Origin of the sequence: Paenibacillus piscarius (assembly GCF_022234545.1) — a bacterium.
GTDB classification, from domain to species: domain Bacteria; phylum Bacillota; class Bacilli; order Paenibacillales; family Paenibacillaceae; genus Paenibacillus_AQ; species Paenibacillus_AQ piscarius.
The window spans coordinates 129,339-144,827 of record NZ_JAIEUI010000002.1; the positions used below are offsets into that span (position 1 = coordinate 129,339).

At 56.9% G+C, this 15,489-nt stretch carries 17 protein-coding genes; 3 read left to right on the plus strand and 14 right to left on the minus strand.

What is annotated here, in order from left to right:
* Positions 1-3 precede the first annotated feature (3 nt).
* From deoB to K1558_RS04240, 8 genes are all read right to left on the minus strand, one after another.
* A complete protein-coding gene (gene deoB / locus K1558_RS04205) occupies positions 4-1,182 on the minus strand; it encodes a phosphopentomutase (protein ID WP_238650145.1) in 1,179 nt (392 codons plus the stop codon).
* A gap of 168 nt (positions 1,183-1,350) precedes the next feature.
* Positions 1,351-2,244 carry a site-specific tyrosine recombinase XerD gene (gene xerD, locus K1558_RS04210; RefSeq protein ID WP_238650146.1) on the minus strand — a complete coding sequence of 298 codons (894 nt, stop codon included), beginning with the start codon at positions 2,242-2,244 and terminating at the stop codon, positions 1,351-1,353.
* Positions 2,245-2,386: 142 nt separating this feature from the next.
* A complete protein-coding gene (locus K1558_RS04215) occupies positions 2,387-2,620 on the minus strand; it encodes a DUF4227 family protein (RefSeq protein ID WP_238650147.1) in 234 nt (77 codons plus the stop codon).
* A 207-nt stretch (positions 2,621-2,827) separates the two neighbouring features.
* Entirely contained in the window at positions 2,828-3,337 is a 510-nt protein-coding gene (locus tag K1558_RS04220) for a hypothetical protein (protein ID WP_238650148.1), read from the minus strand.
* Between the two features lie 235 nt (positions 3,338-3,572).
* On the minus strand, positions 3,573-4,040 hold the full coding sequence (gene fur, locus K1558_RS04225) for a ferric iron uptake transcriptional regulator (protein WP_238650149.1): 468 nt from the start codon (positions 4,038-4,040) through the stop codon (positions 3,573-3,575).
* A 116-nt stretch (positions 4,041-4,156) separates the two neighbouring features.
* Positions 4,157-4,792, minus strand: a complete 636-nt coding sequence (spoIIM, locus tag K1558_RS04230; protein ID WP_238650150.1) for a stage II sporulation protein M — start codon at positions 4,790-4,792, stop codon at positions 4,157-4,159.
* Between the two features lie 67 nt (positions 4,793-4,859).
* Positions 4,860-6,053, minus strand: a complete 1,194-nt coding sequence (locus tag K1558_RS04235) for an endonuclease Q family protein (RefSeq protein WP_238650151.1) — start codon at positions 6,051-6,053, stop codon at positions 4,860-4,862.
* The gene (locus K1558_RS04240; RefSeq protein ID WP_238650152.1) at positions 6,044-6,616 is read right to left on the minus strand and encodes an NUDIX hydrolase; all 573 of its coding nucleotides are present in this window, start codon (positions 6,614-6,616) and stop codon (positions 6,044-6,046) included. The genes K1558_RS04235 and K1558_RS04240 overlap by 10 nt, the downstream gene beginning before the upstream one ends.
* 77 nt (positions 6,617-6,693) lie before the next feature.
* Here K1558_RS04240 and K1558_RS04245 point away from each other — a divergent pair, with 77 nt between their 5' ends.
* Positions 6,694-6,867: a hypothetical protein gene (locus tag K1558_RS04245; protein WP_238650153.1), complete on the plus strand. Its 174-nt coding sequence runs from the start codon at positions 6,694-6,696 to the stop codon at positions 6,865-6,867.
* Positions 6,868-7,099: 232 nt separating this feature from the next.
* Here K1558_RS04245 and K1558_RS04250 read toward each other — a convergent pair whose 3' ends face one another.
* Positions 7,100-8,227: a M20/M25/M40 family metallo-hydrolase gene (locus K1558_RS04250; RefSeq protein ID WP_238650154.1), complete on the minus strand. Its 1,128-nt coding sequence runs from the start codon at positions 8,225-8,227 to the stop codon at positions 7,100-7,102.
* A gap of 103 nt (positions 8,228-8,330) precedes the next feature.
* Between K1558_RS04250 and prli42 the strand changes: the two genes are divergently transcribed.
* Positions 8,331-8,432, plus strand: a complete 102-nt coding sequence (prli42, locus tag K1558_RS04255) for a stressosome-associated protein Prli42 (protein WP_238650155.1) — start codon at positions 8,331-8,333, stop codon at positions 8,430-8,432.
* Positions 8,433-8,505: 73 nt separating this feature from the next.
* Here prli42 and lipB read toward each other — a convergent pair whose 3' ends face one another.
* The 5 genes from lipB to lpdA all read right to left on the minus strand — a co-directional run bounded on the left by lipB (position 8,506) and on the right by lpdA (position 14,876).
* Positions 8,506-9,219 carry a lipoyl(octanoyl) transferase LipB gene (gene lipB / locus K1558_RS04260; protein WP_238650156.1) on the minus strand — a complete coding sequence of 238 codons (714 nt, stop codon included), beginning with the start codon at positions 9,217-9,219 and terminating at the stop codon, positions 8,506-8,508.
* A 76-nt stretch (positions 9,220-9,295) separates the two neighbouring features.
* Positions 9,296-10,723 carry a dihydrolipoamide acetyltransferase family protein gene (locus K1558_RS04265; RefSeq protein ID WP_238650157.1) on the minus strand — a complete coding sequence of 476 codons (1,428 nt, stop codon included), beginning with the start codon at positions 10,721-10,723 and terminating at the stop codon, positions 9,296-9,298.
* Positions 10,724-11,138: 415 nt separating this feature from the next.
* Entirely contained in the window at positions 11,139-12,125 is a 987-nt protein-coding gene (locus tag K1558_RS04270) for an alpha-ketoacid dehydrogenase subunit beta (RefSeq protein ID WP_238650158.1), read from the minus strand.
* A gap of 3 nt (positions 12,126-12,128) precedes the next feature.
* Entirely contained in the window at positions 12,129-13,160 is a 1,032-nt protein-coding gene (locus K1558_RS04275) for a thiamine pyrophosphate-dependent dehydrogenase E1 component subunit alpha (protein ID WP_238650159.1), read from the minus strand.
* A gap of 294 nt (positions 13,161-13,454) precedes the next feature.
* Positions 13,455-14,876, minus strand: a complete 1,422-nt coding sequence (lpdA, locus tag K1558_RS04280) for a dihydrolipoyl dehydrogenase (protein WP_238650160.1) — start codon at positions 14,874-14,876, stop codon at positions 13,455-13,457.
* Between the two features lie 176 nt (positions 14,877-15,052).
* Between lpdA and K1558_RS04285 the strand changes: the two genes are divergently transcribed.
* Positions 15,053-15,358 carry a DUF2627 domain-containing protein gene (locus tag K1558_RS04285; protein WP_238650161.1) on the plus strand — a complete coding sequence of 102 codons (306 nt, stop codon included), beginning with the start codon at positions 15,053-15,055 and terminating at the stop codon, positions 15,356-15,358.
* Positions 15,359-15,489 lie beyond the last annotated feature (131 nt).

Sequence of the window (15,489 nt, forward strand, 5' to 3'; positions counted from 1 at the left end):
GGATTAATTTAGTTCAGCCAAAAAGCTTGTCCCGTACTGCGGCGCCTTCGCCCCGAAGTTCTCGGCAATCGTCGCAGCCACATCCGAGAAGGTCTGACGGATGCCCAGGTTGCCGGGAGTCTTGAATCTCGGGCTGTAGACCAGCAGCGGCACATATTCACGCGTATGATCCGTTCCGGCATGAATGGGATCATTACCGTGGTCCGCCGAGATAATCAGCAGATCATCATCGCCAAGGGTTCCGATCAGCTCAGGCAGCGCCTGGTCGAACACCTCCAGTGCCTTGCCATATCCTTCAGGATCGCGGCGGTGGCCATACAGGGAATCGAAGTCCACCAGGTTGGTGAACAGCAGCCCGTTGAAAGGCTTCCGCAGCTCGTCAATCGTCACCTGGATGCCATGTTCATTGCTCTTCGTCGGATAAGAGGCCGTAACCCCTTCACCTGTGAAAATATCATTAATCTTCCCGACAGCAATCACATCCTTGCCGATATCCTGGAGCGCATTCATCACAGTCGGCTGCGGCGGCTTCACCGCATAGTCATGCCGGTTCGGCGTACGCACGAAGTTCCCCGGCTCGCCCACATAAGGGCGGGCAATGACGCGGCCTACGGAGAATTCAGGAGCCATCGTCAGCTCGCGGGCAATCCGGCAGGCGCTATACAGCTCCTCCAGCGGAATGATGTCCTCATGCGCGGCCAGCTGGAACACGCTGTCTGCCGAAGTATAGACAATCCATGCACCGGTCTTCATCTGCTCCTCGCCGTATTCCACCAGAATCTCGGTGCCGGAGGCCGGCTTGTTGCCGATGACCTTGCGACCGGTAGCCGCTTCGAACTTCTCGATCAGCTCCGCCGGGAAGCCGTCGAAATACGTGTTGAACGGAACCTCAATCTTCAGCCCCATCAGCTCCCAGTGGCCGGTCATGGTGTCTTTGCCTACCGAGACCTCCTGCATTTTGCCGTAATAGCCTGTAGGGGCGGCTACAGGTTCTAGCGGCGGCAGCGGCGCAATATTCGCCAGCCCCAGCTGCTGCAGATTGGGCAGCTTAAGTCCCGGAACCCGCTCCAGAATATGCCCCAGCGTATGGGAGCCTGTATCCCCGAAATTCGCGGCATCCGGCGCTTCGCCGATCCCTACACTATCCAGTACAATAAATCCGATGCGTTTAAATGAGGACATGCCCTCTTCACTCCTTCAGTAGTTTCCATAATCTTCAGGCGCTGCTCCAAGCAGGAAGAAACTCCGGGAGACCTCTCCCGGAAGCTATTTCTTCAGTATGATTCCATCATAACGTTCTTACTCGCAAAAAGCATCTTTTCGGCGCACTCTCTTCACCAGCCAAGCCGGCTATTTCGCCCGGGGATGGTGATTCTCATAGACTTCCTTCATATTCTTGCGGGCAATACCGCTGTATATCTGGGTAGTCGATATATCGGAATGGCCCAGCATCTGCTGCACGGAGCGCAGGTCAGCCCCGCCTTCCAGCAAATGTGCGGCGAAGGAGTGGCGCAGAGTATGGGGCGTAATATCCTGCCCGATCCCGGCTTCACGGGCGTATTTTTTGATGATTTTCCAGAAGCCCTGACGGGTTAGCCTTCCGCCCAGACTGTTCAGGAACAGCGCCGGCTCCTCCAGATTCGTGCGCAGCAGCTTGTCCCGCATCCCAGACGTATACCGGGTCACACACTCTGCAGCGATCAGGCCGATCGGCACCACCCGCTCCTTGCCGGAAGCGCCGCTGCAGCGGGCGAACCGCAAGGCCGTGTTCACATCCTCGACATTCAGCGAGATCAGCTCCGTGACGCGGATACCGGTGGCGTAGAGCAGCTCCAGCATGGCTTTATCGCGCATTCCCTGCGGGGAAGCCTCATCGGGTGCAGCCAGCAGGCGCTCAATCTCTTCAATGCTCAGTATCATCGGCGGCTTCTTGCTTGGCTTAATGGCCTCCATATCAAGCGTCGGATCTTGGGCGATCAGCTGCTCCTTCAGCAAAAAGTGAAAGTAGGCGCGCAGCGATACCGTATTCCGGTTCACCGTAGCCGCCGCCTTGCCCGCTCCGCGCAAGGTGCTGAGATAGAGCAAAATATGCGATCTGCGGATCTCCTCCGCTGCGGCCAGGCCGCGCTCCTCCGCAAACTCCAGAAACTGCGTTATATCCCGTCCATAGGATTCCAGCGTACTCGGAGACAGTCCTTTGTCCCCGGATAAATACTGCATAAACGGCTGCAAGTGTGACTTCATCAATTCACGCTCCTGTCAGACTCAGGCTGCTATATGCGGCTTCGCAGCGGGTGTAGTTCAGCAGCCGGAACGGCAGGGGTCCCATGACATGCTAATGAAATGATTCGACAGAGTTCTCGCTTTTTCCTTCCCGGCGGTCCCGTTACTCCCCGTACCAGTAGAATAGGCGCAGACGGTCTGCCGCACTCATCCCCTGTTCGCTGTAATGGAACTCCTGAAAGGCGCGGACCGCTGTCCCCTCCGGAATCTCCGTATTGCGGGCCGGGCTGATCCACGCGCTGACCCAGCTCATGACATAATACAGCACACAGCTCACTGCAACAAGCATCGTCAGGAAATACAGGCGGCGGACCGTCTTGGGCAGAGAAACGATCATTCAGGCAACCTCCTTATTAGTAGGTAACAACATCTGTTTCCCGCCTCCCGCATAACGATGCGTCAGGCCGGTCCACAGAACTCGTCCTTCACTTTATGCGCCGGAGGGTCTTGTTATGTATGTTAAGTACTATTTCGCTCCCAGGGTGTTCCCGCATCCGCTTAGGGGGCTCTGCCGATGTGAGGTGCACAGTTTGACTCTGGCTGGTTAATTGGTTAAATGACCTTTATACAGCCATTCATTTTCCTTTTTCACGAAATCCATATAGATGGAGACATTTCCATCCTCTACTCTTGCCAAAAATACTTGGACCTCATTCTCACTCCTTGGATGATAACCGCGATACTCTAAATTCCCTAAATCCATTGATGATAAAATAGAAACATTCTGCTTGGAATCATCCTCTGGTAAAGTAAACGTTCCAGCCCGGTCATCCCATAACACTTCGGGCACAGATAATTTGTTTAAGGCTGCATAATCTTTGTTATTCATCGCGTCCATTACCCTGAACGCTGCATTCAAAGGAGCTGTATTTAATTCCATGTCCACTTCATTCGGAGTATTCTGCACCGCTGCTAATTCAGCTTTAAGTTGTTCGTTCTCAGCCTGAAGACTCAGAATTTCCTGATTACTTTGGGGAGAGAGTATATTTTCATCAGCAGGATCACAAGCAGTTAACGCGAACGCAAAAGTAAACAACAATGCAAATTTTCTCATCATCTACCTCCTGGAATAAAGATGCCCAATGACTGTGTATACGAACAACAAGCAAATTTAGTTACACTAATCCCCGTTAGCCATATATGCGGCACAAGTGCCACACCACTTCATCCCATCAGCCTCAGACCCGCTTTCAGCACAGAACCCCTGCACCATGAAAAAGCCCCCTCCAGCCAGTCAGCCGGGGAGAGCTTGCGCGGTAATTCTCATATAAAGCTTATTCGCTATACGCTTATTCGGGAGTATTGCCTTCTGCCGGGTTCTTCTCCTTGCAGCGATGGCAAATTCCGTGAAAATCAAGTCTATGGTCAACCACCGTGAAATTATATTCCTTCTCCAGACGCTCTTCCAGCGGTCCCAGCCAATCCTCACGGATCTCATCCATTGTGCCGCATTGCACACAGATCAGATGGTGATGATGATGCTTCGCCGTATCCGTCCGCAGGTCGTAACGGGCCACCCCGTCCCCGAAGTTAATCTTCTCCACGACATGAAGCTCGCTGAGCAGTTCCAGGGTACGATAGACGGTGGCGAGACCGATCTCGGGAGCCTTTTCTTTGACGAGCATGAATACATCTTCAGCACTGAGGTGGTCATCCTCGTTCTCCAGGAGAACTCTTAAGGTCGCTTCCCGCTGAGGTGTTAGCTTGTATCCTTGGGATTGTAGTTGCTGCTTAATCTTGTCTATCCGGGCTTCCATTGTCTGCCTCCCCCTTGGAAAATTACCGCACCGGGCTTCAAGCCACTTCTTCCATTATAGGGGGAGTTTGTTTGAGAAGTCAAACGGTTTCCGCACTGTCCCGCTGCCGGCCGCGTTCACCCAGCAGACACCAGCAGCGGCGTTACCCAGCGCATCATCGCAGGCGTCAAGTAGGCTTCGAAGCCGGAGACGCCCATCACCAGCGCAGCCATTCCCAGAGAGAGCAGCGTATACATCATGAACGGATGGGCCACCTGGGTCCGGCGCTGCTGGCCGAGCACCCGGCTGCGGATCATCAGGAGGGAGAAGCCGAGCGCAGCCGCACTGCATACGAGCAGCACCGGAATCAGCACCAGATTATGCGGAGCCACCGACACCAGCGCGAACAGCATCCCGTGCCAGGAGTACTGGCTGACCAGGGTGCCGACGGTGAAGCCGATCAGCACGCCTTTGAGGAAATCCAGAATCAGAATACCGGGCAGCCCGATGACCGACAAGCCGAGAATCCAGATCAGGCCGATCCACTTCAGATTGAAGGCGGCGATGCTCCAGTACGAATCCTGGGCGGCCGGAAGTCCCTGCTGGTCCACGGTCACGAAGAAGTTGCTTAAATAATCCCCCAGCTCCTGCTGCTGATCCAGCGTCAGCGCGCTGACGATAAGCGCCCCGAATACCACTCCGACCAGAAACAGGACCGCGACAAAAATATAAAGAGGCGTCTGTTCCTTCAGCATCAGCTTTAAACTGCGCACCCTGACATTCTCCTTTCCGGTCACATGTTACACCATATGAGGGAATGTCCCGGACTATGACTTGTCCTTAGGTCCTGATCACCTTGCCGTAGGTTCCTCCGCCTCCCGAGGAGAGGACGAGCTGCCCGGTGCGGGCAAGCACGATCAGCCCGGCCAGCTCCGCGCCCGCAACAGCAGCAAGCTCGGCTTCCGCAGCGCGGTGCAGAATATTCATCTCTGTGCCAAAAGCCTCCAGCAGCAGGTTCAGCTTGCGCTTGCCGAGTCCGGGGATGAACTCCAGCGGCACCTGGTAATGATACGGCGGCCGGTGCGCCGGAACCTGCGGCAGCGGACGGTCCGCGATGTGCAGAATCCGGTCCAGCACGCCCTGCACCAGCTTCGGACTGCCGCAATACGGGCAGCGCTCGGAGGTCGCATACGCTTCATCGATGATGCTGCCGCAGCCTGCGCAGTAGGTGCGGTGATATTTGCCCAGCCGGGGATTCAGCCCGAAGTTGGCGCTGACCCGGCGGCCTTCATTGCGCTGGAGCGCCAGCTTCAGCTCCTGGAAGGAGGGCTCGCGCATCTCGATGACATTGTATTCGCGGCCGATTTTGCCGAGGGAATGGGCATCGGAGTTGGTCAGGAAGCTGTAGCGGTCAAGCTCCGAGAGATACCCCGCCATCTCCGAATCTGCACTTAGTCCAAGCTCCACTGCTGCAATGCGGTCCAGCTCGAACAGCTCAGCCATACGCTCCGCAGCACAGCCGTAGAGACCCTTATGGGGCGTAAAAATATGCGCCGGGATCAGCAGACCGCCCCGTCCGGTAATCTCGTCCTGCAGCACCCTGGAGGGGGCGTACAGGCGCTGCGAGCTAAGATTCACATTGCGCATATGGGCGCTCATCCACTTGCTGAAATCCTCCATCGCTGTAAGGTCCGACATGAAGGCCAGGACATGGCACTCCTTGCGTCCCGGCTCACGGATCTCAATCTCGGTGCCCAGCAGAATCGTGGTCCCACGGTAAGCAATACCGCCCCCGGCGGCCAGCGCCATCTCCCCGGAATCAAGCGCCGCATGAATATCGTGCAGCACACCCGGCGAGTGGCTGTCGATGATGCCGATCAGGCCGATCCCCTTGCGCTCCGCTGCTTCCCTGGCAATCCCGGCGAAGGTGAGGTCGCGGCTGCCGCTGATTTTGACCGCCTGGCCTTCCGAGGTCCTTCCGATATGCACATGCAGATCACAATAGATGCTCTGCAGCTCCGCTGCTAGTGCCATTGGCCTGTCAGCGTATACAGATGCCAGGCATAGACTGCCATCATCGTCTTGGCATCGGCAATACGTCCATCCGCAATATACTGGTAGGCCTCCTCCAGCGTGAGCTCGGACACCTCCAGGAACTCGTCCTCATCGAGCGCCATCTCGCCCGGCTGGGCATCCTCGGTCACGTAGAGGTGAATAATCTCATCGGCGAAGCCGGGGGAGGTGTAGAACGACTTCAGCAGTGTAAGCCCGCCGCTGTGGAAGCCGGTCTCCTCCTGCAGCTCGCGCCCCGCAGCCGCCAGCGGGTCTTCACCCGGGTCCAGCTTGCCGGCCGGAATCTCGACCTCTGTGCGGTGCATAGGCTGGCGGTACTGCTCGACGACAAGCATTTTGCCCTGATTCAGCGCCAGTACAGCGACGGCTCCGGGATGCTTCACGACTTCACGGGTGGCAGTCTTGCCGTCCGGCAGCTTCACCGTATCCACCTGCAGCGAAATAATATGCCCGTCAAAAATCGGCTTTGTGGATAACGTTTCTTCGTCCAACGCGGGATTGCTGTGTTTTTCATTTTTTTTCATAGAGTTGTGGTCTCCTTTGGCATCGTTATGCATAAGGTGTATTATAGCAAACTTATGAAGAAAGAAGGAATGCAGGCATGAATACCCCCCTGATCCAGGCAAGCTCGTCCGCAGTAACTATGGTAGGTACACCGGAGCAGATTAAGTCGGTCATCGCAGCATGGATGAAGCAGTACGGTCCCGATATGCCCCTGTCCTACGTCCTGCTGCTCCAGGCGGATAAGCGGATCAAGGCTTCCAAGGCAGGTTAATGCCGCAGCGTTCTTCTTGATGAACGGTGTCATCTGCAAGTGGAAACGGCATTGCCGTCCTTTCAAAGGACGGTACCGTTTCAGCGAGAAATAGAAGGAACAGTTATCGTGTGAAACATATAGATTCTTATCTTTTGAAAAAGGAGCTGTCTCCGGTAAACCCGGAAGCAGCTCCTTCTTGCGGTCAGGCGTCCACAGATGGCCGGTTTGCCTGCCCTCAGGAACAGTACGTTCAGCCCTGCTGGCTCTCGGCAACAATAGCGACTACAAGACGCGCCACCTTGACGATATCGGCGGCCTTAATCCGCTCCTGCGTTGTATGAATATGCTCGTATCCTACCGCCAGATTGACTGTAGGCACCTTGTGTCCATTGAAAATATTGGCATCGCTGCCGCCGCCGGAAGCGAACTGCCGCGGGGTCAGGCCCAGCGAAGCCACCGCCCGTTCCGCCAGCTTGACGACCGGATCATTCCCGCCGAAGCTGAAGGCCGGGTAGATCAGCTCACTGCGGAATTCGCTCTGCGCCCCATACTCGCGCGCCGTCGTCTCCAGCGCCTCCCGCATCGAAGCAACCTGCCGCTCCACCTTCTCCTGCACAATGCTGCGCGCCTCCGCATCAAGCTGTACACGGTCGCAGACCACATTCGTCGGGCCGCCGCCGGAGAAGCTGCCGATATTGGCCGTGGTCTCCTTGTCGATCCGGCCGAGCTTCATCGCCGAGACCGCCTTGCTGGCCACCTGAATCGCGCTGATGCCGTCCTCCGGGTTCACCCCGGCATGGGCCGACTTGCCGATAATCTGCATCGCCATCCGGGCCACACCCGGTGCAGCGGTCGCAATCGCGCCGACCTCGCCATTGGAATCAAGCGCGAAGCCGTAATCCGCATCCAGCAGCGCCGGGTCCATGGCACGTGCGCCCATCAGACCGGATTCCTCGCCCGCTGTAATCACGAACTGGATCTGCCCGTGCGGCAGCTTCTGCTCCTGAATCACCCGGATCGCTTCGAATAAGGCGGCCAGCCCGGCCTTATCATCAGCGCCGAGAATCGTCGTGCCGTCGCTGGTAATCCAGCCGTCCTCGCCCAGAGAAGGCTTAATGCCCTGTCCGGGAACCACGGTGTCCATATGGCAGGTGAACAGCAGCTTCGGTGCATTTACCCCGCTGTCCGCTGGCCAGGTCACGAACAGATTGCCCGCGCCATGCCCCGTGCTCTCCATCGAATCATCTTCCACCGCCTCCAGGCCAAGGCCTCTGAACTTCTCTTTGAGCACCTCGGCAATCGGACGTTCATTGCGGGTCTCACTGTCAATACGGACAAGCTCCATGAATTCATTGATCAGCCGGTCTTCGGATATCACTTGGACTTCCCTCTCTTTCGCAGATACGTTACAATAGTAATATTGCGTTCAATATATGGCTATGCTCTATGCTTAACTTACACTATTCTCAAAGGAGTCACTCATGCAACGACAAAAATGGTTCCGTATCGTCATCTACATCATGCTGTTCGCTATGATCGCCTCTACCGTGCTGTTCGTCATCGAGCCGTTCTTGGCCGGTTAGACCACATCTCAGGTTGTCTAATTGCAGCGTCCGGGTTCCCCGTGGCGCTGTTTGACCTGTGCTGAGCGAATACTCAGCGGTCAGTGATGCTTAAGGCCCCGGAAACCGCATCATACGGAAATTCGTGCAGGAAATACGGCACCAGCTCTGAGGCCACCTTCTCTACGTCAAAAGCAAGCCCGGTACACTCCGCAAGCGAAGTCACTCCATACTCAGCGATCCCGCAGGGGACAATCCCCGAGAACCCGCTCTGCCCGATGCCAGCTGTGATGTTGAAGGCGAAGCCATGGCTGGTAATGAATCCCCTGCGGGTTTTAGAGCGGTTGAACTTCACGCCGATGGCACATATTTTCTCATTACCAACCCATACGCCGGTGTAGCCCTCCTTGCGTGTTCCGGTGATCCCATAAGCATCCAGATAAGCGATAATGACCGCCTCCAGCTTGCGCAGATAGCCGTGCAGATCCACCCTGCCGTCCCCGCCAAGCTTCAGCAGCGGATACCCGACCAGCTGGCCCGGCCCGTGATATGTAATGTCTCCTCCGCGGTCAATCTCAAACAGCGCAATTCCTTGCTGGCTGAGCTGTTCCCTGCTGAGGAGCAGATGCTCCGGATGATTCTGGGAGCCAATCGTATACGTTGGCGGGTGCTGAAGGAGGATCAGCCGCTCGGGGGCGGTGCCGGCGTCAATCGCCCGGACCGCCTCCTTTTGCAGCTCCCAGGCCGCCCCGTACTCCAGCAGCGGAAGATAAGTAACCTCCAGTTTGCCTAAATTCAGGTGTTCCATGATCATAAGCACCCCTTCGCATCTCATTCTCCCTGTCCCAGGGGACCTGCCGCCTTCAGCCGCCTAACACCTTAATTTAGTACAGCTTCGTTTCCGGCGTATAGCCTTCCACATTATCTTTCACCCGCTGCAGGAAGCGTCCGCTGATCACACCGTCCAGAATGCGGTGATCCAGCGACAGGCAGATATTGGCCATCGAACGCACAGCAATCATATCATTGATAACAACAGGCTTCTTGACGATGGATTCAAAGGTCAGAATCGCCGCCTGCGGATAGTTGATAATCGGGTAAGACAGAATCGAGCCGAACGAGCCAGTGTTGTTCACCGTGAATGTGCCGCCCTGCATATCATCCAGCCGCAGCTTGCCTTCACGTGTCTTCAGCGCCAGTTCATCAATTTCCCGTGCCAGGCCGGCGATGTTCTTCTGATCGGCTTTCTTGATTACAGGCGTCATGACGGAATCCTCTGTGCCGACAGCCAGCGAGATGTTGATGTCGCGCTTGACGATGATCTTATCCACCGCCCAGACGGAGTTCATGATCGGGTAATCCTTGATCGCACTGACCACAGCCTTCATCAGAAAAGCCAGGTAGGTCAGGTTAATGCCCTCCTTGCGCTTGAACTCATCCTTCAGCTTGTTGCGCAGCACGACCAGATTGGTCACATCGACCTCGATCATCGTCCAGGCGTGCGGAATCTCCGACACACTCTGCCGCATCCGGGTAGCGATCGTATTGCGGATCGGCGTCACGTCGATCAGATACTCCGACATGCCGTCCCGGCCGCGCTCGACCTCAATCGTCGGAATCTTCGGCGATTCGCTGAGATGCAGGCCGGAGTTACGGACCGGCTGCAGCTCGTCGCGCATGTCCGGCTGGGCGACCTGGACGGGCGGTGCTGGAGGGGCGGCGGCCGGAGCGGGCGCAGCCGCCGGCGGTGCAGAAGCAGCAGGCTGCGCTGCTGCGCCGCTTGCAAGGAACGCGAGCACATCCTTGCGTGTGATGCGTCCGCCCAGGCCGGTGCCCGGCACGGCCACCAGGTTGATGCCGTGCTCGGCGGCCAGCGACTGCACGGCCGGAGAGTAACGGGAGCGCATTGGCGCGGCGGCGTCGTACGCCGGAGCGGGCGCGGACGGCCGCGCGGCGGCGCTGTGCGTCTGCGGTGCGGTGCCTGAGGCGGCAGGTGCGGAGCTGCCGCCCGCGGCTTCCGGCGACGGCGCGGCAGCAGCAGGCGCGGCCGGTGCCGCACCGGCCACGGCAATGCGGGCGATGATCTCGCCCACGCTGACCGTCTGGCCCTCTTCGGCCAGCAGCTCGGCCATCGTGCCGTCCACTGTGGCCGGCAGCTCTGCGTTCACCTTATCGGTGATCAGCTCGCAGATCGGCTCATATTGCTCGATAGGGTCGCCCGGCTGCTTCAGCCACTTCCCGATGGTCGCCGAGACCAGCGATTCCGCCAGCTGCGGCATAATTACATCCGTCAGCGTTGTATTGTCAGACATAATGTCACTCCTTAAAGTTTTGTAAGCTTAAACTTCCTGATTGACTTCGTACAAAACTGACTTCGGAAGCATAGGCTTAGTTTTGTAAGCTTAAACTTCCTGACAGACTTCGTACAAAACTGACTTCGGAAGCATAGGCTTAGTTTTGTAAGCGAAAGCTTCCTGGCCCAGGTGGCCGTTCAGCCATGAAATCCTGCACTTCATGCAACATTCGCTCATACCACTCTGCCCAAAATCGAAAATGTTGCACGAAATGCAGCATTGCTCTTCATTCAGGCGGCTGAGCGGACATAATGTTGTATTTTTTGCAGCATTCTGCCACGATCCGCTGTCTATTCCATATCCAAGTTGCACAATCTGCAACATCCCTGACCGGGTCCGGGTCGCGGTGTCCCGGCAGGATAAATTATTTAACCTAGTACTGCGCCAGACGCAGCATCTCTGCCTTTACCTTGTCCTTGCTCAGGAGGAAGAACTTCTCCATCGGCGGTGAGATCGGCATGGCCGGGACATCGGGTCCGCACAGGCGGAAGACCGGCGCATCCAGGTCGAACAGGCAGTGCTCGGCGATGATCGCCGCCACCTCGCCGCCGATCCCTCCGGTCTTGTTGTCCTCGTGGACAATCAGCACCTTGCCGGTCTGGCGGACAGCGGCGATAATCGCCTCGCGGTCCAGCGGCTGCAGGGTGCGCAGATCGAGAATATGCGCGGTAATGCCGTGCTCCTTCTCCAGTTCCTCCGCCGCCTGCATCGCAAAATGCAGCGGCAGGCTATACCCGATCACCGTAATATCGCTGCCTTCGCGCAGCAGATTCGCTTCACCGATCGGCACGGTGTAGTCGCCCTCCGGCACATCCCCCTTGATCAGCTTGTAGCACTTCTTGTTCTCGAAGAACAGCACCGGATCAGGATCACGGACAGCGGCCTTGAGCAGGCCCTTGGCATCCGCTGCCGAATAAGGGGCCACGATCTTCAGACCCGGCGTGCCGAAGAAGATCGACTCCGGGCACTGGGAATGATACAGTCCGCCGAAGATGCCGCCGCCGATCGGCGCGCGGATGACGACCGGACAGCTCCAGTCGTTGTTGGAGCGGTAGCGGATTTTGGCCGCCTCGCTGATGATCTGGTTCGTAGCGGGCAGCATGAAGTCGGAGTATTGCATCTCGGCAATCGGCTTCATGCCGTACATCGCCGCCCCAATCGCAACCCCTGCAATCGCAGATTCCGCAAGCGGGGTATCCAGCACACGTTCTGCGCCGAACTGGTCCTGCAGTCCCTTGGTAGTGGTGAATACGCCGCCCTTCACGCCGACATCCTCACCCAGCACGAACACCGACTCATCGCGTTCCATTTCTTCTTTCATCGCCAGCCGGATTGCATCGATATATTCCATCATTGCCATGGCTTAAGCGCCCCCCTTCAGGCCGGATTCATCGTAGACATGCAGCAGCGTATCTTCCGGTTTCGGGAACGGCGCATTCTCGGCGTAGGTTATGGCCTCTTTCAGTTCAAGATTATATTCAGCAGCCAGATCGCGCTCCTGCTCCTCGCTCCACAGACCAAGGTTGGTCAGGTAAGTGCGGAAGGCGGCGATGCCGTCTTTTTTCCAGTTCTCATCGACTTCCTCCTGCGTCCGGTAAGCCAGATCGTTATCCGAGGTGGAATGCGGCGACAGGCGGTACATCATCGCTTCAATCAGGGTCGGGCCTTCTCCGGCCAGCGCGCGTTCGCGGGCTTCCTTCACCACGCGGTATACCTCCAGCGGATCATTGCCGTCGACCCGGATGCCGGGGAAGCCGTAGCCCAGCGCACGGTCACTTACCTTGCCGCCAAGCTGCTTGTGGGCCGGAACGGAGATCGCATACTGATTGTTCTGGCAAAAAATAATCATCGGCAGCTTATTCACACCCGCGAAGTTACACGCTTCATGGAAATCTCCCTGGTTGCTGGAGCCTTCCCCGAAGGTGACGAAGGAGACAAACTTCTTCTTCTGCATCTTGGCTGCCAGGGCGAAGCCTGCTGCGTGCGGAACCTGAGTCGTCACCGGGCTGGAGCCCGTTACGATGCGCAGCCGCTTATGTCCGAAGTGGCCCGGCATCTGCCGGCCGCCGCTGTTGGGATCCTCCGCCTTGGCGAAGACGGACAGCATCAGCTCGCGCGTAGTCATACCTACAGACAGAACGAAAGCATAGTCCCGGTAATACGGAAGGAAATAGTCGTTCTCCCGGTCCAGCGCGAACGCTGCCGCCACCTGTGCCGCCTCCTGCCCGATGCCTGACACGTGGAAATTGATCTTGCCAGCGCGCTGCAGCAGCAGACTGCGCTCATCATATTTGCGTCCGAGCTGCATGAATCTGTACATATCAATCACCTGGCCGTCAGTGAGTCCAAGCTGCTTATGTCTGTTAACGGTCTCTACAGTACCTTGGGATTCCATATAAGAGGTACCTCCTAGAATGTATTGCCTGCGCACTGCTTCCGTCCCCGCTATCGCTAACCGGTTCAGGATGCGTCCGCCCGGCGGGTTGACCTTAATACTAATATATATGCCCTGATCCTATCACCAGGTACTAAATTCATTATAATCGTTTTCGCGGCAAAAAGAAAAGCCAAATTCCCTCCGCCAATCAGACGCTCCGGAAACGAACAAATATAGCCGGTATGGAGCGATATCGGCGCAGTACGCACCTTCCGCTCCCCCCGGCCTTCTTGTTAAGCTCTCTATCGCACGCTAGAAGCCGATTGCTCTTCCATCCACCGCCAGCATCGCTTCACCCAGCACCTCCGACAGTGTCGGATGGGCATGGATGGCTTCCCCGACTTCCCATGGCGTGGCATCCAGCACCTGGGCCAGCGCCGCTTCACCGATCAGATCGGTGACATGCGGGCCGATCATCTGCACACCGAGAATATCGCCGTTCTTCGCGTCGGCCACCACCTTCACGAAGCCATCCTTCATGCCGTAGACAATTGCCTTGCCGATGGCGGAGAACGGGAACTTGCCGGTTACGGTCTCACGGCCGAGCGCTTTGGCTTCCTTCTCCGTATAACCGACGCTCGCCACCTCAGGCCGCGTATAGACGCAGCGTGGGACAAGCTGGGCTTCATAAGGGTGGAGCGTCTCGCCCGCCAGATGATTGACGGCCCGGATACCCTCATGGCTGGCCGCATGGGCGAGCTGCAATCCGCCGATACAATCGCCAATCGCATAGATATGCGGCTCCGCCGTCTGCATGTTCGCATTCACTGCGATGACACCTGTGTCGAAGCGGATGTCTGTATTTTCCAGTCCGAGATTCTCGATATTCGCCACGCGCCCTACGGATACGAGCAGCTTGTCTGCCGACAGACTCTGGCTCTGCTCCCCCTTGCGGGCTTCAATCGTAATCCCTGTCTCCGACACCGTGCAGGTCCCGGCATCCACCGTTGTTCCGGTGAGCACGCGGACTCCGCGCTTCTTCAGCAGGCGCAGCAGCTCGCGGGCTATCTCTTCATCCTCCTGCGGCAGCAGTTGTCCGGCAGCTTCAACTACAGTCACCTGTACACCAAAATCAGCCAGCATCGACGCCCATTCCACACCGATTACTCCGCCGCCTACAATAATTATCGAGTCAGGCAGCTCCGTAAGCGTCAATGCTTCCTCACTGCTCAGAATCACCTTGCCATCGGGCTGAAGGCCCGGCAGAACACGCGGACGCGAGCCGGTAGCGATGATGAGATTCGTGGAGACCACGGTCTCCATCTCGCCATCCTCCAGCTCTACAGCCACTGCGCCGCTGCGCGGGGAGAAGATCGACGGGCCGATAATCCGGCCTTTGCCCTTCACAATCTGGATCTTATGCTTCCGCATCAGATACTGCACACCCTGGTGAAGCTGCTCTACAACCGCTTCCTTGCGCTGCTGTACCTTGGGGAACACCAGCTCCACGCCGGTTGTCTCTATACCGTAGCTTTCGCTCTCTTTAATCTCAGCCAATACCTCTGCACTGCGCAGCAATGATTTGCTGGGAATACAGCCGCGGTGCAGGCAGGTTCCGCCCAGCTTGTCCATTTCGATCACGATGACGGACTTGCCGAGCTGCGCGGCGCGGATCGCCGCCACATAACCGCCTGTCCCTCCGCCGAGTATCGCCACATCACAGGTCATTGTCATGATATGTATCCTCCAGTCATTCCTCTTAAAATTCAGCCTAACCTATTATATTGTACTCCCATTCGGCAGCAATACAAAACCCACAAACGTCATATATCCATAGACTTTTATGGAATGAAGCGTTATCATATGGTTGAAATCTAAGCGGCTGCGCAGAGGAGGGACTGTTACCTGTTATGAAACTGCTGATATCACGCTTCATTGCCATACTGATCCTGGTCATCCCCGGCCTCCTGGCCATGACGGGCTTCCTGATGATGAAGGACGATCTCTTCGATTATTTCGCCATGCATGGTGATGAGACTGCTGTTCCCGTCTTTAACTGGCTGCATTTCGGCGGCGGACTGCTGCTCTTCCTGGCCGGAATGAGCTTCCTCGGCGGCTGGATTCTGACCCGTGACCGCAAGAAGAACTACGTCGGCCCCCGCTTCCGGGAGAAGCAGAAGGTCCAGCAGCCTCCATCCTCCGAAGCGCGTTCCTAATCTCATAATTGAACAGGGGATGCCGCAAGCCATGAACGAACCGGCTGCTGAGGCATCCCCTTGTTGGTTACAGATCCTACCCACTGTTAGTTACCTGCCGGACACGATACGCATATAGCAATTGCATAACG